General features: G+C 41.4%; 28 protein-coding genes. 13 read left to right on the forward strand and 15 right to left on the reverse strand.

All coding sequences use genetic code 11. The features are described from left to right. Nucleotides 1-113: 113 nt before the first annotated feature. The 4 genes from pdhA to ABJF57_RS13605 are packed head-to-tail and all read left to right on the forward strand — an operon-like array spanning nucleotide 114 to nucleotide 3,491. Complete coding sequence (gene pdhA / locus ABJF57_RS13590) at nucleotides 114-1,103, forward strand: pyruvate dehydrogenase (acetyl-transferring) E1 component subunit alpha (RefSeq protein ID WP_462229962.1); 990 nt, start codon at nucleotides 114-116, stop codon at nucleotides 1,101-1,103. Nucleotides 1,104-1,114: 11 nt separating this feature from the next. Beyond that, nucleotides 1,115-2,104, forward strand: a complete 990-nt coding sequence (locus ABJF57_RS13595; protein WP_462229964.1) for an alpha-ketoacid dehydrogenase subunit beta — start codon at nucleotides 1,115-1,117, stop codon at nucleotides 2,102-2,104. Continuing rightward, complete coding sequence (locus tag ABJF57_RS13600) at nucleotides 2,101-3,249, forward strand: dihydrolipoamide acetyltransferase family protein (protein ID WP_462229966.1); 1,149 nt, start codon at nucleotides 2,101-2,103, stop codon at nucleotides 3,247-3,249. The genes ABJF57_RS13595 and ABJF57_RS13600 overlap by 4 nt, the downstream gene beginning before the upstream one ends. Continuing rightward, nucleotides 3,246-3,491: an acyl carrier protein gene (locus tag ABJF57_RS13605; protein WP_462229968.1), complete on the forward strand. Its 246-nt coding sequence runs from the start codon at nucleotides 3,246-3,248 to the stop codon at nucleotides 3,489-3,491. Before ABJF57_RS13600 ends, ABJF57_RS13605 begins: the two co-directional genes overlap by 4 nt. Before the next feature lie 310 nt (nucleotides 3,492-3,801). Here the strand turns inward: ABJF57_RS13605 and ABJF57_RS13610 are convergent, their stop codons facing one another. The 8 genes from ABJF57_RS13610 to ABJF57_RS13645 form a co-directional block, all read right to left on the reverse strand. Then, a complete protein-coding gene (locus ABJF57_RS13610) occupies nucleotides 3,802-4,023 on the reverse strand; it encodes a hypothetical protein (RefSeq protein ID WP_462229970.1) in 222 nt (73 codons plus the stop codon). A gap of 214 nt (nucleotides 4,024-4,237) precedes the next feature. After that, on the reverse strand, nucleotides 4,238-4,840 hold the full coding sequence (locus ABJF57_RS13615; RefSeq protein WP_462229972.1) for a hypothetical protein: 603 nt from the start codon (nucleotides 4,838-4,840) through the stop codon (nucleotides 4,238-4,240). 7 nt (nucleotides 4,841-4,847) lie between these two features. After that, a complete protein-coding gene (locus ABJF57_RS13620) occupies nucleotides 4,848-5,144 on the reverse strand; it encodes a hypothetical protein (protein ID WP_462229974.1) in 297 nt (98 codons plus the stop codon). After that, the gene (locus tag ABJF57_RS13625) at nucleotides 5,141-5,437 is read right to left on the reverse strand and encodes a helix-turn-helix domain-containing protein (protein ID WP_462229976.1); all 297 of its coding nucleotides are present in this window, start codon (nucleotides 5,435-5,437) and stop codon (nucleotides 5,141-5,143) included. The genes ABJF57_RS13620 and ABJF57_RS13625 overlap by 4 nt, the downstream gene beginning before the upstream one ends. A gap of 108 nt (nucleotides 5,438-5,545) precedes the next feature. Beyond that, entirely contained in the window at nucleotides 5,546-6,196 is a 651-nt protein-coding gene (locus tag ABJF57_RS13630; protein WP_462229978.1) for a hypothetical protein, read from the reverse strand. Next, nucleotides 6,193-7,449 (reverse strand): tyrosine-type recombinase/integrase, encoded by a 1,257-nt coding sequence (locus tag ABJF57_RS13635; protein ID WP_462229980.1) that lies wholly within the window; start codon nucleotides 7,447-7,449, stop codon nucleotides 6,193-6,195. Before ABJF57_RS13635 ends, ABJF57_RS13630 begins: the two co-directional genes overlap by 4 nt. Nucleotides 7,450-7,767: 318 nt before the next feature. Then, nucleotides 7,768-8,631: a zinc-dependent peptidase gene (locus tag ABJF57_RS13640; RefSeq protein ID WP_462229982.1), complete on the reverse strand. Its 864-nt coding sequence runs from the start codon at nucleotides 8,629-8,631 to the stop codon at nucleotides 7,768-7,770. A 180-nt stretch (nucleotides 8,632-8,811) separates the two neighbouring features. Next, a complete protein-coding gene (locus tag ABJF57_RS13645; protein ID WP_462229984.1) occupies nucleotides 8,812-9,372 on the reverse strand; it encodes an RNA polymerase sigma factor in 561 nt (186 codons plus the stop codon). Between the two features lie 82 nt (nucleotides 9,373-9,454). Between ABJF57_RS13645 and ABJF57_RS13650 the strand changes: the two genes are divergently transcribed. Genes ABJF57_RS13650 through ABJF57_RS13660 form a run of 3 tightly spaced genes read left to right on the forward strand, consistent with a single transcriptional unit; the run spans nucleotide 9,455 to nucleotide 11,557 of the window. Next, nucleotides 9,455-10,009, forward strand: coding sequence for an ExbD/TolR family protein (locus tag ABJF57_RS13650; protein ID WP_462229986.1), 555 nt, complete (start codon nucleotides 9,455-9,457; stop codon nucleotides 10,007-10,009). Nucleotides 10,010-10,011: 2 nt separating this feature from the next. Beyond that, the gene (locus tag ABJF57_RS13655; protein ID WP_462229988.1) at nucleotides 10,012-10,461 is read left to right on the forward strand and encodes an ExbD/TolR family protein; all 450 of its coding nucleotides are present in this window, start codon (nucleotides 10,012-10,014) and stop codon (nucleotides 10,459-10,461) included. Between the two features lie 46 nt (nucleotides 10,462-10,507). Further along, nucleotides 10,508-11,557, forward strand: coding sequence for an AI-2E family transporter (locus tag ABJF57_RS13660; protein WP_462229990.1), 1,050 nt, complete (start codon nucleotides 10,508-10,510; stop codon nucleotides 11,555-11,557). On the opposite strand, the gene ABJF57_RS13665 is transcribed toward ABJF57_RS13660, so the two are convergent. From ABJF57_RS13665 to ABJF57_RS13685, 5 genes are all read right to left on the reverse strand, one after another. Further along, nucleotides 11,558-12,100, reverse strand: a complete 543-nt coding sequence (locus ABJF57_RS13665) for a hypothetical protein (RefSeq protein ID WP_462229992.1) — start codon at nucleotides 12,098-12,100, stop codon at nucleotides 11,558-11,560. Between the two features lie 67 nt (nucleotides 12,101-12,167). After that, nucleotides 12,168-12,959: an amidohydrolase gene (locus ABJF57_RS13670; protein ID WP_462229994.1), complete on the reverse strand. Its 792-nt coding sequence runs from the start codon at nucleotides 12,957-12,959 to the stop codon at nucleotides 12,168-12,170. Beyond that, nucleotides 12,956-13,504 (reverse strand): peptide deformylase, encoded by a 549-nt coding sequence (def, locus tag ABJF57_RS13675; protein ID WP_462229996.1) that lies wholly within the window; start codon nucleotides 13,502-13,504, stop codon nucleotides 12,956-12,958. The genes ABJF57_RS13670 and def overlap by 4 nt, the downstream gene beginning before the upstream one ends. Next, nucleotides 13,501-13,914, reverse strand: coding sequence for a Holliday junction resolvase RuvX (ruvX, locus tag ABJF57_RS13680; protein ID WP_462229998.1), 414 nt, complete (start codon nucleotides 13,912-13,914; stop codon nucleotides 13,501-13,503). Before ruvX ends, def begins: the two co-directional genes overlap by 4 nt. Then, complete coding sequence (locus tag ABJF57_RS13685) at nucleotides 13,914-14,627, reverse strand: hypothetical protein (protein WP_462230000.1); 714 nt, start codon at nucleotides 14,625-14,627, stop codon at nucleotides 13,914-13,916. The genes ruvX and ABJF57_RS13685 overlap by 1 nt, the downstream gene beginning before the upstream one ends. Before the next feature lie 100 nt (nucleotides 14,628-14,727). On the opposite strand from ABJF57_RS13685, the gene ABJF57_RS13690 reads away from it, so the two are divergent. The 6 genes from ABJF57_RS13690 to ABJF57_RS13715 all read left to right on the forward strand — a co-directional run bounded on the left by ABJF57_RS13690 (nucleotide 14,728) and on the right by ABJF57_RS13715 (nucleotide 21,321). Further along, nucleotides 14,728-16,359 (forward strand): S41 family peptidase, encoded by a 1,632-nt coding sequence (locus ABJF57_RS13690; RefSeq protein WP_462230002.1) that lies wholly within the window; start codon nucleotides 14,728-14,730, stop codon nucleotides 16,357-16,359. 1 nt (nucleotide 16,360) lies between these two features. Beyond that, nucleotides 16,361-17,518 carry a homogentisate 1,2-dioxygenase gene (locus tag ABJF57_RS13695; RefSeq protein WP_462230004.1) on the forward strand — a complete coding sequence of 386 codons (1,158 nt, stop codon included), beginning with the start codon at nucleotides 16,361-16,363 and terminating at the stop codon, nucleotides 17,516-17,518. Between the two features lie 221 nt (nucleotides 17,519-17,739). Continuing rightward, nucleotides 17,740-17,982 (forward strand): hypothetical protein, encoded by a 243-nt coding sequence (locus ABJF57_RS13700; RefSeq protein ID WP_462230006.1) that lies wholly within the window; start codon nucleotides 17,740-17,742, stop codon nucleotides 17,980-17,982. A gap of 80 nt (nucleotides 17,983-18,062) precedes the next feature. Further along, nucleotides 18,063-18,971 (forward strand): hypothetical protein, encoded by a 909-nt coding sequence (locus ABJF57_RS13705; RefSeq protein WP_462230008.1) that lies wholly within the window; start codon nucleotides 18,063-18,065, stop codon nucleotides 18,969-18,971. Between the two features lie 17 nt (nucleotides 18,972-18,988). Then, entirely contained in the window at nucleotides 18,989-20,410 is a 1,422-nt protein-coding gene (locus tag ABJF57_RS13710; RefSeq protein WP_462230010.1) for an SLC13 family permease, read from the forward strand. Between the two features lie 134 nt (nucleotides 20,411-20,544). After that, nucleotides 20,545-21,321, forward strand: coding sequence for a hypothetical protein (locus tag ABJF57_RS13715; protein WP_462230012.1), 777 nt, complete (start codon nucleotides 20,545-20,547; stop codon nucleotides 21,319-21,321). A gap of 27 nt (nucleotides 21,322-21,348) precedes the next feature. Here ABJF57_RS13715 and ABJF57_RS13720 read toward each other — a convergent pair whose 3' ends face one another. Together ABJF57_RS13720 and dusB are read right to left on the reverse strand one after the other, a co-directional pair. Beyond that, nucleotides 21,349-22,242, reverse strand: coding sequence for a DMT family transporter (locus ABJF57_RS13720; RefSeq protein WP_462230014.1), 894 nt, complete (start codon nucleotides 22,240-22,242; stop codon nucleotides 21,349-21,351). Between the two features lie 26 nt (nucleotides 22,243-22,268). Next, the gene (gene dusB, locus ABJF57_RS13725) at nucleotides 22,269-23,258 is read right to left on the reverse strand and encodes a tRNA dihydrouridine synthase DusB (RefSeq protein ID WP_462230016.1); all 990 of its coding nucleotides are present in this window, start codon (nucleotides 23,256-23,258) and stop codon (nucleotides 22,269-22,271) included. Nucleotides 23,259-23,262: the final 4 nt, after the last annotated feature.

A 23,262-nucleotide genomic window follows, 5' to 3' on the forward strand; every position in this document is an offset into this window, starting at 1 on the left:
ATAAATTGAAACTGATCAAATATTTTGAGCATTATCAAATATTTCGTTGATGAAGATCATCATATCGGCATTAGTCCTCCCGTAACTTCGATTTATATAACTCAGAATACCAGATGATATCAAGCCAACATATTGAAAAGGAACATGGCAAGGGTTTGTTATTTCAAATGAAACGAATCAGGAGGTTTGAGGAAAAGTCTGCAGAAATGTATACCAAATCAAAGATCAGAGGATTCCTGCACTTATACATTGGAGAAGAAGCTGTAGCAGTTGGCGTCTTGAACGCATTGACTGATGATGATAAAGTGCTTTCCACCTATCGTGAGCATGGTCATGCACTTGTCAGAGGTATTGATGCTGGAGCTATTATGGCAGAAATGTATGGCAAGCAGGAAGGTTGTAGCCTGGGAAGAGGTGGTTCTATGCATCTTTTTGATATAAAAAAGAATTTTTATGGAGGTAACGCTATAGTTGCCGGACACCTGCCCCTGGCTGTGGGGTTGGCGTTAGCCGATAAGAAGCAAAAGAAAGATAACCTTACCTGCTGTTTTTTTGGAGAAGGTGCAGTCGCAGAAGGGGAATTTCACGAATCCATGAACCTTGCATCATTATTTAAGGTACCCGTATTGTTTGTATGTGAAAACAATGGTTATGCAATGGGCACGGCACTAAAATATACCCATTCAATGCAGGACCTGGAAAAGAAAGGTGATTGTTATAATATTCCATCTGCTGCCGTAAATGGAATGGATATCATGGCTGTTGCGAATGCAACAAAACAAGCAATAGATGAAATTCGCCGAACAGGTGGCCCTTACTTTCTTATTTGCAATACCTATCGTTTCCGGGCACATTCCATGTTTGATGCTGAGCTCTACCGAAGTAAAGAAGAAGTAGAGGAATGGAAAAAACAGGATCCGATTCCTGCCTTCCAAAAACTCCTTGTTGATCAAGATTTAATTTCAAAAGAAGAGATCCGAAAAATGGATCAGGATATAGAACAGGAAATGCAAGAAGCCGTCGACTTTGCAGAAGCTGGTACATGGGAGCCTGTAGAACAATTGACAAAATTTGTTTACAGTGACTCATTAGAAAACCGATAACCGAATCAGAGATGCATGAATATCCAACCGTTGCAAAAATCACCTACAGAGAAGCTTTGAAACAAGCTATTCGGGAGGCTTTGCAAGATAATGATCGGGTATTCCTTATGGGCGAAGATGTGGGAAGGTACGGGGGAGCTTTTGCAGTAAGTAAAGGACTGCTGGAAGAGTTCGGTCCCGAGAGAATTATGGACGTGCCTCTTTCTGAATCAGGTTTTGCAGGGACCGGGATTGGTGCTGCGCTTGGAGGTATGCGACCTATTGTAGAAATCATGACCGTTAATTTTAGCTTGCTTGCTCTGGACCAGATTGTGAACAATGCAGCGACTCTGCTTCATATGTCAGGTGGGCAATTGAATGTGCCTGTGGTCATACGTATCGGTTGTGGAATTGGTAGGCAACTTGCTGCCCAACACTCTCATAGTTGGGAGCCAATATTTGCCCATATTCCAGGGTTGAAGGTACTATCTATTGGTACACATGAAGATGCGAGAAATATGCTGAATCTGGCACTAAAAGAACCTGACCCTGTAATAATTTTTGAATACACAGCCATGCTAAATATCGAAGGAGAAGCTCAGAGTGATCTGGAGGTTGACATTCATCGAGCCAAAATCAGGAGACCGGGAAAAGATATTTCTATTATAACCTATGGTCCTGGTGTATATAAGTCATTGGAAGCTGCAGCTGAATTATCAAAAGCGGGCATTGATGCTGAAGTTCTTGACCTGAGAGTATTGAGACCTTTGGATGTAAAATCTATCATTGCATCTGTTTCCAAAACGCATCGTGCTTTAGTAGTAGAAGAGGCTTGGAAATCCGTAAGCATTTCATCCGAAGTGATCAGTATTATTGTTGAAAATGCATTTTTCGAACTAGATGCTCCGGTGAAGAGACTATGTGGTGCAGAAGTCCCTATCCCCTACCCAAAGCACCTGGAAGATGCCTGCATTCCTCAAAAGGAGGATATTGTAAATCAGATCAAAAAAATGATGTCATGATTGAATTTAGCATGCCAAGTTTAGGGGCCGATATGGAAGCTGGTACGCTGACAGCATGGCGTGTGAAGCCTGGTGAATTCGTAAAAAAAGGTGACATTATTGCCGATGTGGAGACCCAAAAAGGAATTATTGAAATTGAGGTTTTTGATGAAGGAACTATCGAAAAACTCCTGATCAAAGAGGATGAAAAAGTACCGGTGGGAACTATCATGGCACTTATCAGTGCCGATCATGAAGTGCCAGCACCTCCCAAATCAAAGCAACTACCAGAAGAAAAATCTAAAGAAGCTTCCCCAGTTGTTGAGCCAGCAAGAATACGCATTTCTCCTTTGGCACGAAGAATGGCGGAACAAAACAACATTGACTTTTCCATAATAGAAGGGACAGGTGAAAGGGGATTTATTGTAAAGGAAGATATTGAAAAAGTGATTTCCGGAAAAGGAAAGCGAATGCCAAAAGCCACAGTAGATAAGGTTTCTACAGCTACTGAAGGCATTCGTTCAGCGATTGCATCAGCTATGAGTCGGTCCAACAGAGAAATACCCCATTACTATCTTTCTGAGAAAATAGACATGAGCAATGCTTTGAATTGGCTTTTGGACACCAACAAGCAACTGCCGGTAAAACAAAGATTGCTTCCTGCAGCCATACTTATCAAAGCAGTAGCTAACTCACTGGTAATTGTACCGGAACTCAATGCCATTTGGGACAATGGCTTACAGATGAAAAGAGACATTCATCCAGGCTTTGTTGTTTCACTCCGAAATGGAGGAGTGGTTATTCCATCTGTACACCACGCTGATAAGAAGAGTCCCCAGGAAATCATGAAGGTGCTGGCGGATGTGATCTCCAGGGCCAGGTCTATGAGATTGAAGAGTTCAGAATTGAGTGACTCAACAGTTACAATTACTTCCCTCGGAGAAAGGGGTGTGGAAATTGTCCAGGGTGTTATATACCCTCCGCAAGTAGCTCTGATAGGGTTTGGTGGTATTAGAGAAGAACCCATCGTTGAAAACAAGATGTTGGGGATTCGGCCTGTAATTACCGCGACTTTAGCAGCAGACCATAGAGCGACCGATGGTCATGTCGGCGATCGTTTCCTTAAAATATTAAAAGAGAATCTACAAAAACCAGAACAGCTATGAACCAAATAGAAATCAGGAAACATCTTTTCAGATTGCTCAGAAGCATTGCCCCGGAGACAGAGCCAGAGGAATTGCGGCCTGATCAAAATATCAGGGAAGCACTGAATATTGACTCTTTTGATTATCTAGTTTTGGTTACGGATATCGAAGAAACTTTTGGAATAGAAACTCCAGAAGATGATTATGGTAAAATTGGAACGTTAGAGGAAATTGAAAACTATATTCAGCAGAAACTGCCTTAGTGCAGAACAGTCTGTTTTAACAACAGAATTGATACAAGTCGTAGGTTACAGATCTCGATATCATCAATGATTTGCTGAGGAAAAGAGCTTCAATTAAGTAGCAATATGAAATGCTAGTTTTATGAGACTCAAGGACTATTCGAACGCTAATCTTACCTTTTAACAATTTTCCTCTTGTAAACCTTTAACTAGATACACTCCCCTGAATTGATGAAAGGTGAATTTAGAATACCTGACTAAGTAATCACAAGAAAGCACCCACATGGTGAGTACTTGTTTCCGTAATAACTCTTACTGGGACACGAGCCGATTAGCTTAAATAAATTTCAACGTATTCATCTGGCTGGTCATTGATAAATTCAAGTTCATTTTGAATCATCCTTTCGAGAAAGTCTCTAATCCAATCAATATTCAACTTCTGATACTCCAAGGGTCTCATGTTTGAAAAAAGTTCCTCGCAATCAGCTATCAATTCCTGGAATTGACTTATGCGCTCAAGCTCCTGCTTAATTAATTCATTTGATTTGTTCATTTTTATAGATTATTTGTTGTTTTGATTTTTTCAATTTTTATATAGCCTGTAATTCTTTCTAAACCATACGGTTTTTCGAAACTCGTTTTATGCAATCTTTTATGGTTAATATCCAGGGCTTCTGACTAGGAAGTGGCTACCTCATAAGATATTGAGCGCATCAGCTGGAATGACTATTCGCCTGCAATAACAGGTGGTGTCCAAAGCTTTGATGTTAATCAACATAACTAGGGATTAATAATCCACACGATACCATGAAGTTTTTCTGCTCTTCTGTCAACTTCATTCCTTTTCCCACTTTATTATTTAACTCTTCGAGTCTCTCATTTTCATCTCCAATTGCATTTTCATCTCCAATTGCATCTCCTTTTTTGCGAGCGCTGGGCGTAACGCCGGGCGTATAGTCTGCCGTTGGATTCTTGTATTTACTTTTTCCGAATTTTAACCCTTCATTAGCGGCTAGAAACTCTCTCGCCTCCTCAGCTGACATCCCATACTCTTTCATGACTTCTTTGACTCGATTACCTTTTTTGCCATCGGATGATTTTCTTTTCTTAAAATCGGCTCTTTCTTTCATTCTTTGCTCAATCATCTCACAGTAGTAATTGCCCTCCTTATCTACTTTCAAAAACATTAGCAGGTCATCAGAAATCTCACCTACTATTTGCTTGACTTTAGGGAGGGTCAGTCTACCATGCTGATGCAGGTGTGCTCTGATTAACATAAGCTTTCCTCTGTCCTCAAATGAGAGGAACATTGTTTCAATAATGAAGTCTTTAGGATACCATAGGATAGCCGGATCTTTTTGCTTGCTCATCTTGATATTATGATTTTAACATTTTTTCCAAAGCCTGATCAATCGACTTGAAGCTCCACCTCCTGGAGCCAAATACTTCATCGTATGGGAACAAGAAATAGCGAGATAGCAACCTGCCGGCAATCCCCCTCTTCTTTTGGAGCCTGACAGAAAACACCTGATACGTCACAATCTTACCAGATTTCAGATCAGTCCTGCTGTATAAAGCAAGCTTCCCATTGCTCAGGATTAAATCATACTTATAGCCCTTTCTTAAAATCCAGTGAGGACAATTGTTGGGATTAAGGGAGTTTGAGTACTTCATGAGGCGTCCCCTTTCCTTCGACTCAAGAAGTAGTTTTCAACATCTTCCGATTTAAAGAGAGTTTTCCTTCCCACTTTTTCATATGCAAGATCTCCCTCACGCATGATCTTGTGTAATGTCCCTGAGCTTATTTTGTATGATTCAATAACCTCGAGGCGTGTCAACCTTCGATCCTTTGACACTGAAGGCTCACTTTGCTTAGCCGATTCTATTAGCTCCTGCAAGGCTTCCTTAAGTATGGATTTAAGGATCGCTTCGATCCCTTTACCATTTTTATTTATTTCATATTGCATCGTTACTATTTGTTTTGATGCGAATGAAGTGCACAGAAATGCTATTTAAGGGGCCGCCACATTGCTAGTTACCTGATATACAGTGAATTAATCTAAATTCCTTAAGTACTAATAGTTCACATTTTTTAACTCAGCGATTTCTGAGAGTGCAAGTGAATGGGCTTTTTCAAAATCTTGCAGGAATGGCAATACACTTTTTATGATCTCTATCACTTTGCTTGGATCTTTTGCAAGAGCGCTTACCGACTTATCGAAGCACTTTCGGTAGTGGATATAAACATTATGATGGCTTTTCGTATATCCGTATTCTTCTTCTAGGACTCCTTTAATAGTTCCTGAGGTTACCTTATGCCGCTCGTATGCGCTTGCCTTAAAGTATAAGAATGCGGCCATAGAAGTAGCTTCTAAATCATTGTATTTGATAAGACCTTTTTGATGATTCAAATTGTATTGAATCTCATCTCTCATGTCATTCAATCCTTTAACAAAGAGGTCATCGAATGATGGATCAACAGCTGTTTCTGTAAGTTCTGACAAACCTTTAAATACAGACTCAATCCTAATGTTTGCCAAGGCTGGGAATCTACTTGGATCAAAATCGGATCTGTCTTTTTCAGCTTGATATTTGATTAACACTGTATCAATAATATTAAGACCGTCTTCGTATCTCTTAAGAGCTTTGATTTGTGACAGCACGATGTTGACCTGTTCCAAGTCAAAATTTAAAGGGTATCGATCTTCGAGAAATTTAAGGTTCATGCTATTCTAACTGTGTTTTCAAGCGCCAATCGGACCAGATCCATTTCAGCCTCTTTGGGAATATTCACATATTGTGCGAAGCTCTTGTAGTCCCTATGTCCTGTGTATTTCATTACTGTTTCAGCCGGGAGTCCCCGGCTAAGTAGATCCGTTGCGAAAGTTCTTCTACCAGTGTGCGTTGTTATAAGCTCATATTTCTTCTTCACAAAAACCTGCTTGTTTTTGCCTCGATATTCAATCTTTTCGAACTCCTCATCCAGGCCTGCAAGCCTTCCCAATTCTTTGACATAAATGTTCATCTTTTGCAATGAAATCGGACGTATTTGATTGGCTATTAGTTTTTGAACTAGGCTATCAGCTCTGCCGCTGAGGGGGACATCAACGGAATCCTCAGTCTTATCCTGAACAATCCGTATAAATGGCCTATCCTGCGAGTCTTTTTTATAGTGATGTGCTTTTATTCTCTTATAATCAGACCATCGCAATCCAGTCTCACATGAGAGCAATAGAAGATCTCTGACATTTGATAGGGAATTACCAAGACTAATGTTCATCAACTTCTCTCGGTCAGAGACCGTCAACACTACCTTTAGGCTGTCAGGCCTCCGGATAGATTTAAAGATCTTGTAGTCAGTGTTAGAAGTCAGTTTACGTTCCAAGCACCAGTTTAAAAATGTTTTAAGAAATCCAAGGTACCTACTCACGGTTCCCGTCTGCAATTTTGGCCCATTTTCCGAGTATAGGTAGGCTTGCAAATCTTCAAGTAAAGGTTTGTCAATCGTATGTATGTCGAGGGATAGTTTCTTCCTACTCTCAAAGGATTTCAGATGTTGCCTCAATGACTTAAACTTATTAAGATTGGCGGATGTGTAAATAGGAACCTTCGACTCAATGAATGAATCCCAATGATTCCAAAATGTGAGTACTTGGTTCTCGGCCTTCGGCTTTAGCTGTTCTCTTATATAACTTGGACTAACCCGATTACCCTTCGACTTGGCTTCTAGGTAAATTCCCATGACCTGCTTCATCCAGTTTTCCAAAAAAGCATTTTTCTCCACAGCGTTGATATCTGCAGAGAGCACACATTTCTTTCTATCACTCCAATGATTTGTTTTGACTGTAATTCCAGGATACACTTTGAAGTTCACTTCACGTCCATCTGACAGGGTTCCCCAGACAGGGGAAGTCTTATTATTTGGGGTTTTAAGAGAGATCGATATAGAAGCCATAGGTACCAACAAAGGTACCAACATTCTTGTATTTCAGTGCTTTTCTGTAAACTAATATGCACTTAAATATATCTTAAATGCGTATTTCAGGTACGTGATAGTGTGTGAAAATGTAAGGTTCGAATCCCTCTGCCTCTGCAAAATGAAAAGGTCAGTGCTGATAAGTGCTGGCCTTTTTCATTTTAGAATGGTGCGGTTTTGAGAACCCCCAAGGGGCGGTTCGCCGCTGCGATCGAAATCACAGATTCACGAAGGGCTGTGCGGCATGATTGTGGGTATGGGTAATCCCTCTGCCCTGCCTCTGCAAGTAATAACTTTGATGGAAAATCAAAATTTTTCTATCTATTCAATACAACACCGCTTAAACTTCTTTCCACTCCCACACGGACAAGGTGAGTTCCTTCCAATCTCTTTCATGGTATGTGAATGAATTTTCCGTGAGGCAAGATCTTGCCTGAACACCTCGGACAATAATTCATACAGCTCTGGATGCTTCTTTTTCAAAAGGTGAGGCTGCTCAAAAAAGTATTCACTAGCAACTGCAAAAAATTCTTGATGATTGGTGGTAGCATACCCATCTATATCCGACCTACTAGCCAAAATATCTTTCGTCTTAGCCCTTATTGTGTTCAGCCATGGTAATGAATATTTTTTTGATTCATAACCGGGCGGAATACCATCAATTAAGCCATCTTCTTTGTCGAAAAGGTGAACAAACTCATGTATGCCAACATTTTTTCTATCATTCCCTATAGCAAATCCCACATGCAAGGACGGCTTAGACAGTATCACTTTACCTTCCATTGGGCCACTCCCAACCATTCCGGTTATCACTTCGTCCTTACTGCCAATAGAATAGTTTCGATCAAAAGATGATGGGTACAGGAGTACTTCGTCAAGGAAGCTATATTCCCAGGACGGAAAACCGAAAAGTGGAATAACGGCACTACTAGCCACCAGCAGCCTGTCTTCAAGCGTTATGCTGGTTTTAACTCCTGTAATTTTTGTGGTCCCCAAAAACCGCTGAATATCTATTTCAAATCTCTTGCGCTCTTCTCCGTTCAATATCCGATAAAAGTCCACTTTGCTCTCCAGTATCTCTTTCCACCTCCGCGGTGTTATGTATGCCTTAAATACCTTTTTCTTTCTGAAGAGAAAGAAAAAGGAGAAAACGATGAGAGAAAGAGTAATTAAGACTGTGGTCACGAATATTAGTTAAAAACGACTCCTAAAATAAAGTAGATCACCATAGAAACCCCCAGTATGATAAGTACTATGACAATATTTCGTCTCGAACGAAGTTTCCTTCTCCGATCATAGGAATCCCGGAAGGAATCAAAATCTCTTTGCTCCCTCATTTGACTTCTGAATAAGTTTCTTCTCGCTCTAAAGTCTCGCTTTGTCATTTTCCTTCATCAAACGTTTCTTCAGCTTATCTAATAAACGGTACAACCGCATCTTGGTAGCACTTACACCAATACCCATCAATGCACTAATCTCTTCGAAGCTACACATCTCAAAGAATTTCAACTCCAACAACCTCAAATCATCTTCAGGAAGATCGTCCAGAAGATCAATAAGCGATTGCATATAATCTGGTTTAGGAAACTCGGTGATCTCTTCCCAACAATTCAATTTATCCTCCTCAATAATGAATATTGGTTTGCTATCTCTGTAATGTTTCCTTAATTCATTCTGAGCTATTCTAAACAACCATGCACCAAATGGTTTCCCCTGCCATTCGTACTTATTCAGATTGTCAAGAGACTTGAAAAATGTAGTGGAACATAAATCTGCACTCAAGGCTTCATCATCCGTCCGACGAACAAAAAACCTAAAAAGTGAATCGTAGTATTTTTCATACAAAGGCTTGAACGCAGCAGTATCCTCCTTGGATTTTTCAATCCACATTCGCTCTTGCTCGATATCAGCATTTAGGCTTGGCATTCAATGCATTTTCTCTAACAATCCAAAAATTCTGCCAAGTCACATGTGACTATTCTCAAAACACGGATTGTATAAGAAAAAAATGATCAGATTAAAGAAGCCTAAATCAGAACCTAAAGTGTCTGCCGGATCAATGGCAGATATCGCGTTTCTTTTGTTGATATTCTTTCTTGTAGCCACCACATTAATGCAAGACAAAGGCCTCATGTTGCAACTGCCACCGGATGTCCCTCCAACAGAAACACCAATCAATGAACGAAATCTTTTCAAGATTAGAATTAACTCAAAAAACCAGTTTCTAATTGAAGAAAAGGTTGTTGATGATCTTCATAATCTAAAAGAGGAAATTATGGATTTTATATTAAATCCAAATGCTAATCCCTCTTTATCTGAGTCGCCGGATAAGGCCATCATTTCAATCAAAACCCAACGAGGAACATCGTATGCCAACTTCATAGATATATTGGATGAAGTGAAAGAAGCGTACTATACCATGTATGGTGATCGAGTTGGTCTTTCATCAAAAGAATTTAGAGCACTTGACAAGAAGAACCCATCGCAAAACGAGCTTTATCTAACCGCAAGAGCGGGTCTTCCTATGAACATTTCAATTGCAGAACCTGATAAAATCAATTAATTATGAGACTAAAGAAAAGATCGAAAGCAGACACAGAAATTTCGACCGCCTCCATGCCCGATATTGTATTCCTATTACTCTTCTTCTTTATGGTTTCTGCTACCATCAAGACAGAAGATGAAAAGCTAAAAGTCACCATCCCTAAAGCACAAGCAATCACGAAAGTGGAAAAGAAGTTTCTCATCCGTGAGTTACATGTCGGTTTCCCAAAGAACCAAAAGTTGGGGTCAGCTCCAAAAATTTCAGCTGATGGAAAATTACTCGAGTTGAACGCACTCGGTAATTGGGTTCAGGAACAGAAAACAAGTTTGGGAGAGGCTTACAGTGATCAAATGATTGTTCTCCTTCGTGCCCATGAAGATGTCGATATGGGAATTATTGGAGACATCCAAAGTGAGCTGAGAAAAAACAATGCAAGAAAAATTTTGTATCGGACACTGGAAGAGATTTGATCGATCTTCAATAATTTACTTTACTTGCCAATAAATTGTCTCCGACATGAAAAAACTTGCCTACTCAGTTATTGGAATAGCCGGTGTACTTGCTTTACTCATTCTTGGTGAAAGCATCCTTATCCCTTTTGTCTATGGTGTCGTTCTTTGGTTCCTGAGTCGGTTTTTCAAAAACCTATTGCACAAGATTCCCTTCCTAAAAAAGAGCGTACCCAATTGGCTTTTAAATACTTTTGTCTTCCTCATTGTTCTTATTGGCCTTAGCCTGATCTCGGGGTTAATCACGACCAACATTCGATCACTCCTTGAAAACAACGCCCTGTACAAGGCAAATCTGGATGCCGTGCTGAACAAGATTAATGCTACATTTCAAATAGATCTGTATGCACAATTATCTTCAACGATTGAGAAATTCGATTATGCATCCATACTTGGGTCGATTGCAGATTCTCTCACAGGAGCACTTGGGGATTTTATCATGATCATATTGTATGCGGCTTTTATTCTCTCAGAAGAATCCAGCCTCACCGGCAAGATCAAGAAATTGTTTTCAGATCCCGCTCAGTACGAGCGTGCTTCTTCTATCCTCAAAAAAATAAACGATGCCTCAAGCGACTACATCCGCCTAAAAACTTATGTGAGTCTGACGACAGGATTTGTGGGTTACGTATTCCTTGCCATAATGGGCGTAGATGCTGCATTTTTCTGGGCATTTCTCATGTTTGCACTAAACTATATTCCAACCATAGGTTCCCTAATAGCTACTTTGTTTCCTGCAGCTTTTAGTTTGATCCAGTTTGGCGAATTTACTCCCTTCATTATTATTCTTGCCGGATTGGGTGCAATAGAATGGTTCATTGGAAATGTGATCGAACCAAAATTGATGGGCAGCTCACTTAATCTTAGCCCTTTGGTAACCATTCTTGCACTAATCGTTTGGGGACAAATTTGGGGGATTACAGGAATGCTGTTAAGTGTGCCAATCACCGTAGTGATGGTGATTATTTTCTCTCAATTTGAAAGTACCAGAAGTATTGCAATCCTTCTCTCACAAAATGGGGAGATCGATGATATTTATAACTCTAAAGATAATTAGCTACTCCGCACCAGCCATCGAAGCACTACTTTCAAAGCTTTGCTTCATCAGTGCAAGCTGCTCCGTGCTGCACAGGTTTGTCTCCTTCAAGAAATGGAAGATGTATTTCCCAAACATCGGATTGACTTGGACTTGCGAGACCCTTGATAGGTCACTGACAATCTTGTCTACATCTTCTTGTAAATGATCGCTCATCCCTAAAAAAGAAGGCAAATTATATTCAATGGCCAGTCGTAAAAATCGGATTTCAACGTTTTGAGGGTCCTCCTCTACAGCGGCTGCCATCTGCTTATCGTACTTAATCACCTGCTTGAGTTTGTTGAAGGGATTCCAAACTACCTGAGCAAGTAAGGCTTCAGAAACTGCCTGATAGGCTTTTACCGTTGAGGTTGGGGTTTCTATCTCTTTGAGATAATCATAAAAACTTTCAGATTCTTCCGGATTCAAGACTACTGCATGGAATTCCGCTCGGATTTCACTCAGGTCTTGAGCGGAGCTGCTAAAAGTCAGAATGACCAATAAAAATGTTATTAATGCTTTCACATCTCTAAGAACTCAAGAATAAGCAAAGTGTTTTGCGAAAGTTCGATAAGGTCTTCAATTAGACGTTTTAACTCAAGCTAAAATCATCCGCATCGGACTGAAAAGGAAAATCCTTACGATAGGTATGCATTTCTTCTGCAGATAGTGTGACTGTAAGCATCTTTTCCTCACCATCAGAAAAAACCAGCTCTTCTCCTTTAGGGGAGTAAGCCCCAGAGTGACCGTTGTAATTTTTTCCTACCTCATCCGTTCCCACACGATTAACTCCCGCACAGTAGCTGAGGTTCTCTATCGCTCTAGCTTTTAGTAAGGCATCCCACGCATTTATTCGGGTGTCTGGCCAGTTGGCGACATAAAGCAACAGATCATATTCGTACAAGCTATCCTCACCCTTCTTTGACCTGGCCCAAACAGGAAACCTCAGGTCATAGCAGACCAATGGGTGAATCTTCCAGCCTTTGCATTCAATGATGAGTCGTTCCGTCCCGGGAGTGTAGGTTTCACCCTCAGCAGCCAGATTAAACAAATGCTTCTTATCATATTGCTGTGACGAGCCATCGGGATGTACGAAATACAATCGATTGAAATAGTGACCGCCCTCTTTCACAATGTAACTTCCCGTAATGGCAGCCTTTCGTTGAGTGGCCATCTGTCTCATCCACTTGAAGGTCTTCCCTCCTGGAGGCTCTGCCACCCGCTCGGCATTCATAGTAAAGCCCGTGGTAAACATTTCAGGCAGAACAATTAGATCTGTTTGATCTACTGACCAAATCAACTCCTCAAACATGGCCAGGTTCGCGTCGATCTCTTCCCAGTATAGATTGGATTGAATGAGTGAGATGGTAAGATCCTGCATCATCGCGGTATTTTCACCCGGTATTCTGCGTCTGTCTTGCCTTTACTAATATTTGCCAGCTTCCCTTTGAGTAAGCGCTTTTTAAATGGTGTGAGGTAATCCGTAAAAAGTTTCCCTTCGATGTGATCGTACTCGTGTTGTATCACCCGTGCTTTCATCCCATCAAACGTCTCCTCCTGAAGCTCCCAATTTTCATCGAAGTATTCGATTTTGATTTGCGGCTTGCGATTGACATCCGCGCGTACGCCAGGAATACTTAGGCATCCTTCTTCAAAAGCCCATTCTTCTCCCAATTCTTCCAGCATTACCGGATTAATGAACGCTTGCTTTATGCCAGCCTCTTCCTCATCTTCCATCGGTGTGGTGTCTATCACAAATACACGTAATGATTCTCCTACCTGCGGAGCAGCTAGCCCGACACCTTGAGCAGCATACATGGTTTCATACATGCTCTCTACAAACTCCTTTACGGAATCATCGTTCTCAGCAACCTCGCTTGCCTTTTTCTTTAAAACCGGATCTCCATATAGTACGATAGGGAAAATCATGAAATACTTTCTAAATATGATTGTAAAATAATTGTCGCGCTCACTTTATCTACGTTGCCTTTGTTTCTCCTATCCTTCTTCTTCATTCCCCCAGCAATCATGGCATCCATCGCCATTTTAGAAGTGAAGCGTTCATCATGCAAAATTAATTCCATTGCGGGAAATACTTTCCTAAATCGGTTGATGAATGCCTGAACCAAAGGGGTCGCATTCGTGGGACTGCCATCCGTATTTATCGGCATGCCAATCACCACCCTACTCACTTCTTCTTTTTGAAAGTACACTTTAAGGAAATTTTCCAACGTATGGGTAGGTACAACATCCAGGGCTGAAGCAATGATGCCCAGCGGATCTGTCACGGCCAGACCTGTTCGTTTAGCGCCATAGTCTATGGCTAAGATCCTCGACATTAATTAAGTGTTGAAAGCAGTTTGATCTTCTTATTCGTTGAAGCCTCCAGCTCAATGGCTTTTGGAAAAAAGATGTTGTTTTCGATTTCTGCGTGATAGATCATCTCACGATCAAACGCCTGTACTTCGTGGATGAGCACACGGTCGTGCAAATTTTTTGCATCTATGGACGAAATAAGATTGCGAATTGCTCCAAATTCATCTTCATCCTTGTGTTCTTCAAATTCTTCTTGAAGTGAATAGTTCTCAAAATCCAACATTATGTTGAAAGAAGCCTTTGCAGGTTCTTTTTTGATGGCACACAAAAGACCGATGTACTTAAATGTCGTGTCTTCTTCTTCGTAAATGTGCTTGATGAAATCTTCAACAAATTCCGGAAGCAAGTTTTTCAGTCCTCCGTCTCTATCCCATTTTCTAACCAAATGCACGATATAGGGCAATTTGTCTTTGATAAAAATATGATGGGCGTGTTTGAGATATTCTGTCAAAAGCTCTATCGGATAGCTTTTCAGCTCTTCAAAACTGAACCGATTGCTGGAATCAAATTCATAAAAGGTCTTGATCACCTGCTGCCTCTTCAATCCACGTTCGTCGCAGATTTCTTTCAACTTTCTTTCAGGCGCTTCAAAAAAGTCAATACCGAGGTAGTGCAACGCACGTGCATACACGTAGTTTTCATTTACAACCTGACCAATGGTTTTTTCGAAGACCATATGCAAAAATAACCCTTAGATCAACGCTAGTCAACAGTTTACCGCACAATGCGTTCATTCCTTGAAATATCCTTTTATTTTTGAACCTTATCGTTGACACATGAGTACACACAAGAATTCAAATCGTGCCATAAGCTTACCCCTTTATATAACTCTGACGCTTTGTCTAGGGGTCTTTATTGGAGCCAACATGGCTGGCTCAGCTACCTCTCCCGCCTCAGACTTCATGCAAAGCTTGGCAAAATTCAGGCAGGTACTTACTCACGTTGAAAATGATTATGTGGATGAAGTTGATAGCGAGGCGCTTGTAGAGAGTGCCATTTCCAACATGCTTGAAGAACTTGACCCACATACTTCCTACATTCCGGCCAAAGATTTGAATCTCATTCAGTCCCGGCTTCAAGGGAACTATGAAGGCATAGGCGTAGAGTTCAATATTTTCAAGGACACGATCCATGTGGTTTCGCCGCTAAGCGGAGGACCGTCTCAAAAATTGGGTATTCGATCCGGAGATAAAATCATTAAAGTAGATGGTGAAAATGTCGCCGGGATAGGCATGACCAATCAAAAAGTAGTAGAAATGCTGCGCGGACCTGGAGGATCAGAGGTCACTGTTAGCATAAAGCGCGATGGAGAAAATGAGTTAATTGATTTTACAATTGAACGAGATGTGATCCCACAATACTCGGTGGATGTATCGTACATGGTGGATGATGAGATCGGCTACATCAAGGTTGCCAGGTTTGCAAACTCCACTTACTTAGAATTCAAGGATGCACTTCTCAAACTACAGGATCAAGGCATGAAAAAATTGGTAATTGACCTCACAGGAAATCCGGGTGGTTACCTGAATCGTGCGGTGCAGATAGCCGATGAAGTACTGGGCGGCAGACAGATGATTGTTTACACAGACGGGAAAGAAAAAAGATACGTCGAGGAGCACTACTCCGGAGAAACTGGGGATTTCGAGAGCGGTTCATTGGTGATCATGATGGATGAAGGTTCGGCTTCTGCTTCTGAAATTGTCGCTGGAGCGGTGCAAGACCATGATCGTGGACTCATCGTGGGTAGAAGATCTTTTGGCAAAGGCTTAGTTCAACTCCCCATTGATCTGACGGATGGTTCTGAATTGAGACTCACCATCTCGCGCTATTACACACCAAGTGGAAGGAGTATCCAAAAAACGTATACCGGAGGAAATCTGGATGACTATTACATGGAAGCATATGAGCGATATGAAAATGGTGAACTTTATTCGTCGGACAGCATTAAAAACAATGATTCATTAGCCTACAAAACTGATAAAGGAAGAGTGGTATATGGTGGAGGAGGGATCACCCCTGACTTTTTTGTTCCGCTGGATACTTCTCAGAATACTCGATATATGAACAGGTTATTCAGCACCAATTCCCTGCAGGAGTACACGGTAAAATATGCTCAGGATAACAGAACCAAGCTGGCCGACATGGGATTTGATCAATATCGATCATCGTTTTCAGTAACGGATCAGATGCTCGATGACTTACTTGCTGTAGCAAAGGCCAATAAGCTAAAATTCAATGCATCAGAGTTTAACCGCTCCAAAGAACTGATTAAGCTATTGGCTAAGGCCTATATCGCACGCGGTATTTGGGACAATAACGGGTTCTATCCTATTTTCAACCAGCAAGATGAGATTTTCTTAAAGGCCATCCAATTAATGGACGAGGCAGACAAAATAGCACAACAATAATATGACTTACTACCATAGACTAGGCGAGATTCCTTCCAAAAGACACATCCAGTTTAGACAACCCGATGGTAGTCTTTACGCAGAAGAACTGGTTTCCTCCAGAGGTTTTTCAGGCATATATTCCAATCTTTACCACACATACCCCCCCACCCGTGTTGAGAAAGTGGGCGATTCAAAAATCTGGAAAGAAGAGATAGCCAAAGGCTATACACTCAAGCAAACGCATCTAAATACTTCCAACGTAGAAACAACAGGTGACGATTTTCTGGAATCAAGAAAAATTCTATTTAAAAACAAAGATGTGAGCATGGCTATATGCCATCCAACCTCACGAAAGATGGACTATTACTACAAGAATGGGCAAGCCGATGAGGTGATCTTTATTCATGATGGGAACGGGTATCTGTACTCCCAGTTTGGGAAACTGAGGATTAAGCAAGGAGACTATGTGGTCATACCGCGCACCACCATTTATCGACTGGTGTGGGACGATGGACCTCTCAAACTCCTCATCATCGAATCCGTCAACCCGGTGGAGACTGTCAAAAGATACCGCAATGAACTAGGTCAGCTGCTTGAGCATTCGCCATATTGTGAACGAGACATTCGTCCACCATCTGAATTAATTACTGAAAAAGAAAAAGGAGAATATCTGGTGAAAATCAAGCATGATGACATGCTTCATGATTACTTCTATGAGCATTCACCATTCGATTTAGTGGGATGGGATGGATATCTATTCCCATACGCGCTTTCCATTCATGATTTTGAGCCAATCACCGGAAGAATACACCAGCCGCCTCCCGTGCACCAGACATTCCAAGCACACGGCTATGTTATCTGTTCATTTGTACCAAGGTTGTTCGATTATCATCCACAAGCTATTCCAGCACCATACAATCACTCCAATATTGACTCTGACGAAATACTCTACTATGTAGAAGGAAACTTCATGAGCCGTAAAGGAATAGATCGAGGATCGTTCACCTTGCATCCCGGTGGACTACCACACGGACCTCACCCAGGAACCGTCGAGGCAAGCATTGGCGCCAAGGAGACGGAGGAGCTCGCTGTGATGCTCGATACCTTTGGCCCTATTTATGTCACGGAGACCGGACTGCAATATGTCGATGAAAAATATCCCATGAGCTGGAAATAATTTTTCAAATCCTTGTAACGTCTGCTTCTTGCCACAGTATTTCCTATACAATTCAGGTGGTTAAAACGCCTTATAACATTAATTAACAGCAATTAACATCTGAATTCGTAAAATTTGAGGAATTGTGCAACTTTTTGATGGTTGTACTCATCTTTAATACAAGGTTAGGTTTTCAAACAAGAAGTTTTAAGACGCCCATTTAGAAATAAGGACTAAATATTATGAAACCCAAGCTCAATAAACTCATAACGCTGCTGCTATTACTCGGCACTTTTGCTTTCATTACGGAAGTTGAGGAAAGAGTTACTGCAGAAGCACAAAAAGAGCTTTCAAGATGGGCGTCTTTGCTTCCTGTGAAAGAACAACCTAAAGTGGAAACAATTAACCCATATGCACAAAATGTTTCCGTCCTCCATGTGCTTCTTTCTGACAGCACAGAAAAAGTTAATTCTGTAAACAATTAGGGGAGAAATATTTCGTACTGTTTTCAATAAAGTTGCCGATTTTTTAAATCGGTTTATTTTTGTTGAAACTTGTCACCCTTATGAATAATGAATTATACCTCGATTTCCTAGCCAAGTGGCAGCAAATCGTTTACATTCTCGTCTTTATAACACTCGGCATTGGCGTGCTAAACTATCTTTTTTATAAGATCAGTTTCATGTCTAAGAGTACCTATAAGGAGAAATTTGATCTCGCAAGCGAAAAAGAGTCTAAGAAATTGCTTTCAGGACACATCTTCGTTGCAGTCGCTCTTTTCCTATTTTGCAATACCCTGGAATATGAAACCATGAAGCTTGATGTGCTTTGGTTTTTCATTCGGCTATTCGTTTCCCTTTGTATTGGTGTGCTCTACGGGTACATCGCTCAGCTCATCATCAAATTTTATTACCCAGGTGTACTTGAGAAAAAACTCAAAAGGCTCAGGTTCACACCAAGAGTAAATCCTGAAAATGGGAATAAGATGAAGTTATTGAGTGAGGCAGAGGAAGATGCGTACCTTGATGAAGGCATGCAAGCAGAGGAAAATGTATTCTCCGTGGACTATGATGTTTGGATTGATGAAGCTACTGGCTACACTAAGATTGAAAAGTACAAAGGTCACTTGAGTGCTTTGGAGTGTGATCGATGTGGGTTCCAAACCTTGAGACTGCAAAAAGAGGAAATCATCAAAGAGGCGAGCGATACCGAAGATGGTGAGTTATTAAAAGAATTTAAATGTTCCTACTGCAATCGCATCAAGCGTAAAAATGTGGTGCTTACACACAGGATAAAAGAAAATGCTGAAGGAGGAGAGCTCATTGACAATCCATTGGATCACGATGCTCGAATTTCGGTTATTAAAATTGAAATCCACGGAAACAACGGCGAAGTGAAAGAATATGATTTCCAAAATCTAAACAACGCCAAGAACTTCTTAAACGAGTTTAATTTTGAGAAATTACGTGATTAGCGACTTCCTTATTTGCTATGATTAGAAAAAAAATTGGGCTCGTTATCGGGCCCATTTTGTTTTGTGCCATTTTTTTTGGTCAGCCGTTTGATGGACTGAACTCAGAAGCCAATGCGGTATTGGCATCCACACTGTGGATTGCTACTTGGTGGCTTTCGGAAGCACTCCCTATAGCTGCTACAGCCTTGCTTCCTATTGCATTATTGCCACTTTCGGGAGGAGCTCCCATTGCTCAAACCACTGCTGCCTACGGCGACAAGATGCTTTTTCTTTTCGTAGGTGGTTTTATCATCGCCATTGCTATGCAGCGATGGAATCTGCACAGAAGAATAGCTTTGGAAATTATAGCAGCAGTAGGAACGAATGCTCGATTTATTGTGCTTGGCTTCATGCTAGCTACCGGACTACTCTCCATGTGGATATCTAATACCGCCACCACCTTGATGATGGTGACCATCGGAACCGCACTCATTTCCGAAATGAAGGAATTGACAGGGGAATCCGGAAAAATGTTCTTTAAGGCACTCTTGCTTGGTATTGCATTTTCTGCTTCAATAGGAGGAGTTGCGACCCTTGTAGGTACTCCAACCAACCCCATCTTTGTCTCCATTGCCTCTAAGCTCTACGATCAAGAATTCAGTTTTGCCACATGGATGGCTTTTGCGCTTCCTTTCTCACTCGTCATGCTTGCTTTGTGTTGGACAGTCCTGACAAGACTTGTTTTCCCATTGCATAAGGTCTCCATGCCCATAGGACGAGAAATGATATTGAAAGAGAAGAAAGCCCTTGGTGGATTAAGTCAAGAAGAAAAAGCTGTAGCAATCGTGTTCATTGTTACTGCATTCTTATGGATTACACGCTCTTTCTTGCTAAACAAGTTTATACCTGGCATCAATGACACTGTCATCGCAATTGCCGCAGCTCTGACAATGTTTATCATACCTTCAAAAGAAAAGAAAGGTCTACCACTGCTCACCTGGGAAGAAGCGGAAAAACTGCCTTGGGGAGTAATCATCCTTTTTGGGGGAGGACTCTCACTCGCTGCTGCCTTCCAAAGTTCGAGCCTTGCTCAATGGCTTGGACTTCAGCTCACTGGTCTTTCTGAGCTGCCACTGTTTTTCATCATTCTCATCGTGGCCTTGTTTGTGAATTTCTTGACAGAAGTTACCTCCAATGTCGCCACTGCTTCTATCATGTTGCCCGTATTGGCCTCTTTGGCAGAAGCCATTGGTGTCCATCCTTTCCTATTGATGATTCCAGCCACCATGGCAGCTTCGTGTGCATTCATGCTGCCAATTTCCACAGGGCCCAACGCCATTGTGTTTAGTTCAGGAGAATTGAAGATGAATGACATGGTAAGAGCAGGCGTATGGCTAAACATAGCCTCGAGCATTCTGATAAGCCTTCTTGTGTATTTTATTCTTCCGCTTTTCCTATAGGAGAATATCGCGTCAAACAACTTTGGCTTCTCATAATCGTTTTCAGCTTTGTGTTCTACTTTAATCCATTCACTGGCTTTATATACATTTTTCTGTGCCTCCAACTGAACTGGCCACTTCAGAAAATCTCGGAAATGGAGGCGGCGGTGTCCAACGACGGGTCGAAGCTTGCATTTAGGGGGGTAGTAAACGGAAATTCAGATATCTATATCTCGAATCTTGATGGAACCAATCCCAAAAGAATTACGCATTGGGATTCCAACGAAGGTGGGCCGTCATGGTCTCCTTCAGGTGAGAAAATTTCTTTTTTCTCCAATAAGAGCGGCAACTTTGAAGTATATGTATTCGATTTGAAAAGTGAGTCCATCAAGAGAGTGAGCTATGATTCGGGATTGAACTTGGCTTCATTCTGGCTAGACGCTGAAGATACTTTGTTTTATACGAGTGACACGAATGAAGAAGTTCGTTTTTATAACCTTAAAACCAATGATGACGGTCATTGGAGTTCTTTATATGAACATCATAGCATTATTACGCAATCCAAAGTATCCAAAACACTTTGGGGAGTAATGAAAATTGAAAAGGATTGGGAGCTGGCAAAAATCCCACGAGATGGAAAAAATCCTGAAATAGTGGCCTCTCATCCCAGTCGGGATAGTGAGCCAAGTGAATCGCCTGATGGATTGTCAGTTGTGTTTGCTTCAAAACGTACAAACGATGGTTGGCAAATATTTCATATGAAATCTGATGGCACGAACATTGAACAATTGACCACCGTCGGGAGAAATAACGGCCCATCCTGGCTTGACAATGAAAGGATTATATTTTCGTCGAGCCGTAACGGTGAAACCCATCTTTTTGAACTAAACCTTAAAGAGGGTACCGAGCAAAAATTCAATATTGATTGGTAGTTCCAAATCTGGAAAAGAAGTTAAATTCTATTTTCTCTGAACTGCTTTATTCGTATTGGCAATATATACACCCAGACCAACCGCACCCATTCCCAAATAGTGCAGTAGGTATAGTTGCTCACCATCAAGGACTCCCCAGATTACTGCAAAGACCGGAATAATATAGGTAACTGACGAGGCGAAAAGAGCATCTTTCATTTGCAATATCTTATTGAAGATGATTAAGGCGATTGCGGTTCCTAGAACTCCTAATAAACAGATATAAAAGGTGGCTATTCCAGTTCCATCCACACTCATCAGCTTCGACCAGAAGTTGGTAAATCCGAAAAGATAAACGGCTGCTAAGGGTCCGACCAGTAGTAAAGAAACACTGGTAACAGTCACCGCATGAACGTCATTGAGTTTTTGCTTGATTAAGTTCAGGTTGGAGGCATAGCATATAGTTGCCAGTACTACTAAAAATGCATACCCATTAATTCCCGCAAGTGAGTTTCCTTCTCCCGCGGTAATCAGAATCGCTGTACCAATAAATCCAATCAGCACTCCCAGGTAAACTTTAGGGGTCTGTCTCTGCTTAAAGACAAGCAGTGCAATAAGGATTGTGAAAATGGGAACAAGACCATTGAGCACTCCAGTAATTGCGCTTTCCAAACGCGTTTGAGCAATGGCAAAAAGGAAGGCCGGCACCAAGCTACCCAATAGCCCAATTGAGGTATAGAAATGCAGTTTTTTCCGATCTATGGTCTTAAACCTCTTCCATGCGAAAGGGAGCAAAAAAAGTGATGCTGCGACAATTCGGAGTGAACCCACTTCCCCTGGTGCTAACCCAATCAGTCCTTTTTTAATCAATATGAATGAGCTGCCCCAGATAAATGCCAAAATAAGAAGCAATCCCCAGGCCAGGAGAGGAGATTTTTGCATGCATGTAAGTTAAGTTCGGAACTGAATCAAACAGAGACTTCAGCAAAAAGTTCAGGAATACTCAACAGCGTTTCCTTCACCTCCTCCGGAGATTCCGATTCCACCAAAGTCGTCCGAACAGGTTTGAAATTTGGAATCCCTCTAAAATAATTGGTGTAGTGTCTTCGCATTTCAAAAATCCCTTGGCGATCCCCCTTCCATTCAAGTGAAAAGTTGAGGTGCTGTATCGCCACTTTCACCCGCTCTTCAAGCGTAGGCAAAGCAAGCTGCTCGCCGGTTTTCATAAAGTGCTTGATCTCATTGAATATCCAAGGGTAACCAATGGCAGCTCTCCCAATCATAATTCCGTCCACACCGTATTTATTTCTATACTCCAACGCCTTTTCTGGTGAGTCAATATCTCCATTGCCAAAAATTGGAATGTGAATACCAGGATCGTTTTTTACTTCAGCAATTGGAGCCCAATCCGCTTCTCCTTTGTACATCTGCTTGCGGGTACGTCCATGTATACTCAGCGCCTGTATCCCTACATCCTGTAATCGATGAGCCACTTCTTTTATTTTGATGGTCGAGTCATCCCATCCTAATCTGGTTTTAACAGTAACTGGCTTGTTTACTCGCTTTACGATTTCAGCGGTCATCTCCTGCATCTTCGGTAGATCAAGCAGTATACCGGCACCGGCCCCTTTGCAGGCTACCTTCTTTACGGGACATCCATAATTGATATCAATGATTTCTGGATTTGCTTCTTCAGCAATAGATGCCGCTTCTCGCATTGACTCTATCTTATCTCCAAATATTTGAATTCCTATGGGTCGTTCATAATCATAAATATCCAGTTTTTGGACACTTTTCTCTGCATGCCTGATTAGGCCTTCGGAGGAAATAAATTCGGTATACATCAAATCTGCACCGTTTTGCTTACAAACAGCTCTAAATGGCGGATCACTCACATCCTCCATGGGCGCAAGCAGCAGCGGAAACTCGCCTATCTCTATGTCACTAATTTTAACCAAATCT

It is taken from the genome of Ekhidna sp. (genome assembly GCF_039940915.1).
Lineage (GTDB): Bacteria > Bacteroidota > Bacteroidia > Cytophagales > Cyclobacteriaceae > Ekhidna.

Excerpts from the sequence above, each read along its gene's own strand:
- pdhA (WP_462229962.1), top strand. The coding sequence starts at position 114 with ATGATATCAAGCCAACATATTGAAAAGGAACATGGCAAGGGTTTGTTA.
- ABJF57_RS13595 (WP_462229964.1), top strand. The coding sequence starts at position 1,115 with ATGCATGAATATCCAACCGTTGCAAAAATCACCTACAGAGAAGCTTTG.
- ABJF57_RS13600 (WP_462229966.1), top strand. The coding sequence starts at position 2,101 with ATGATTGAATTTAGCATGCCAAGTTTAGGGGCCGATATGGAAGCTGGT.
- ABJF57_RS13605 (WP_462229968.1), top strand. The coding sequence starts at position 3,246 with ATGAACCAAATAGAAATCAGGAAACATCTTTTCAGATTGCTCAGAAGC.
- ABJF57_RS13610 (WP_462229970.1), bottom strand. The coding sequence starts at position 4,023 with ATGAACAAATCAAATGAATTAATTAAGCAGGAGCTTGAGCGCATAAGT.
- ABJF57_RS13615 (WP_462229972.1), bottom strand. The coding sequence starts at position 4,840 with ATGAGCAAGCAAAAAGATCCGGCTATCCTATGGTATCCTAAAGACTTC.
- ABJF57_RS13620 (WP_462229974.1), bottom strand. The coding sequence starts at position 5,144 with ATGAAGTACTCAAACTCCCTTAATCCCAACAATTGTCCTCACTGGATT.
- ABJF57_RS13625 (WP_462229976.1), bottom strand. The coding sequence starts at position 5,437 with ATGCAATATGAAATAAATAAAAATGGTAAAGGGATCGAAGCGATCCTT.
- ABJF57_RS13630 (WP_462229978.1), bottom strand. The coding sequence starts at position 6,196 with ATGAACCTTAAATTTCTCGAAGATCGATACCCTTTAAATTTTGACTTG.
- ABJF57_RS13635 (WP_462229980.1), bottom strand. The coding sequence starts at position 7,449 with ATGTTGGTACCTTTGTTGGTACCTATGGCTTCTATATCGATCTCTCTT.
- ABJF57_RS13645 (WP_462229984.1), bottom strand. The coding sequence starts at position 9,372 with ATGCCAAGCCTAAATGCTGATATCGAGCAAGAGCGAATGTGGATTGAA.
- ABJF57_RS13650 (WP_462229986.1), top strand. The coding sequence starts at position 9,455 with ATGATCAGATTAAAGAAGCCTAAATCAGAACCTAAAGTGTCTGCCGGA.
- ABJF57_RS13655 (WP_462229988.1), top strand. The coding sequence starts at position 10,012 with ATGAGACTAAAGAAAAGATCGAAAGCAGACACAGAAATTTCGACCGCC.
- ABJF57_RS13660 (WP_462229990.1), top strand. The coding sequence starts at position 10,508 with ATGAAAAAACTTGCCTACTCAGTTATTGGAATAGCCGGTGTACTTGCT.
- ABJF57_RS13670 (WP_462229994.1), bottom strand. The coding sequence starts at position 12,959 with ATGATGCAGGATCTTACCATCTCACTCATTCAATCCAATCTATACTGG.
- def (WP_462229996.1), bottom strand. The coding sequence starts at position 13,504 with ATGATTTTCCCTATCGTACTATATGGAGATCCGGTTTTAAAGAAAAAG.
- ruvX (WP_462229998.1), bottom strand. The coding sequence starts at position 13,914 with ATGTCGAGGATCTTAGCCATAGACTATGGCGCTAAACGAACAGGTCTG.
- ABJF57_RS13685 (WP_462230000.1), bottom strand. The coding sequence starts at position 14,627 with ATGGTCTTCGAAAAAACCATTGGTCAGGTTGTAAATGAAAACTACGTG.
- ABJF57_RS13690 (WP_462230002.1), top strand. The coding sequence starts at position 14,728 with ATGAGTACACACAAGAATTCAAATCGTGCCATAAGCTTACCCCTTTAT.
- ABJF57_RS13695 (WP_462230004.1), top strand. The coding sequence starts at position 16,361 with ATGACTTACTACCATAGACTAGGCGAGATTCCTTCCAAAAGACACATC.
- ABJF57_RS13700 (WP_462230006.1), top strand. The coding sequence starts at position 17,740 with ATGAAACCCAAGCTCAATAAACTCATAACGCTGCTGCTATTACTCGGC.
- ABJF57_RS13705 (WP_462230008.1), top strand. The coding sequence starts at position 18,063 with ATGAATAATGAATTATACCTCGATTTCCTAGCCAAGTGGCAGCAAATC.
- ABJF57_RS13710 (WP_462230010.1), top strand. The coding sequence starts at position 18,989 with ATGATTAGAAAAAAAATTGGGCTCGTTATCGGGCCCATTTTGTTTTGT.
- ABJF57_RS13715 (WP_462230012.1), top strand. The coding sequence starts at position 20,545 with ATGGAGGCGGCGGTGTCCAACGACGGGTCGAAGCTTGCATTTAGGGGG.
- ABJF57_RS13720 (WP_462230014.1), bottom strand. The coding sequence starts at position 22,242 with ATGCAAAAATCTCCTCTCCTGGCCTGGGGATTGCTTCTTATTTTGGCA.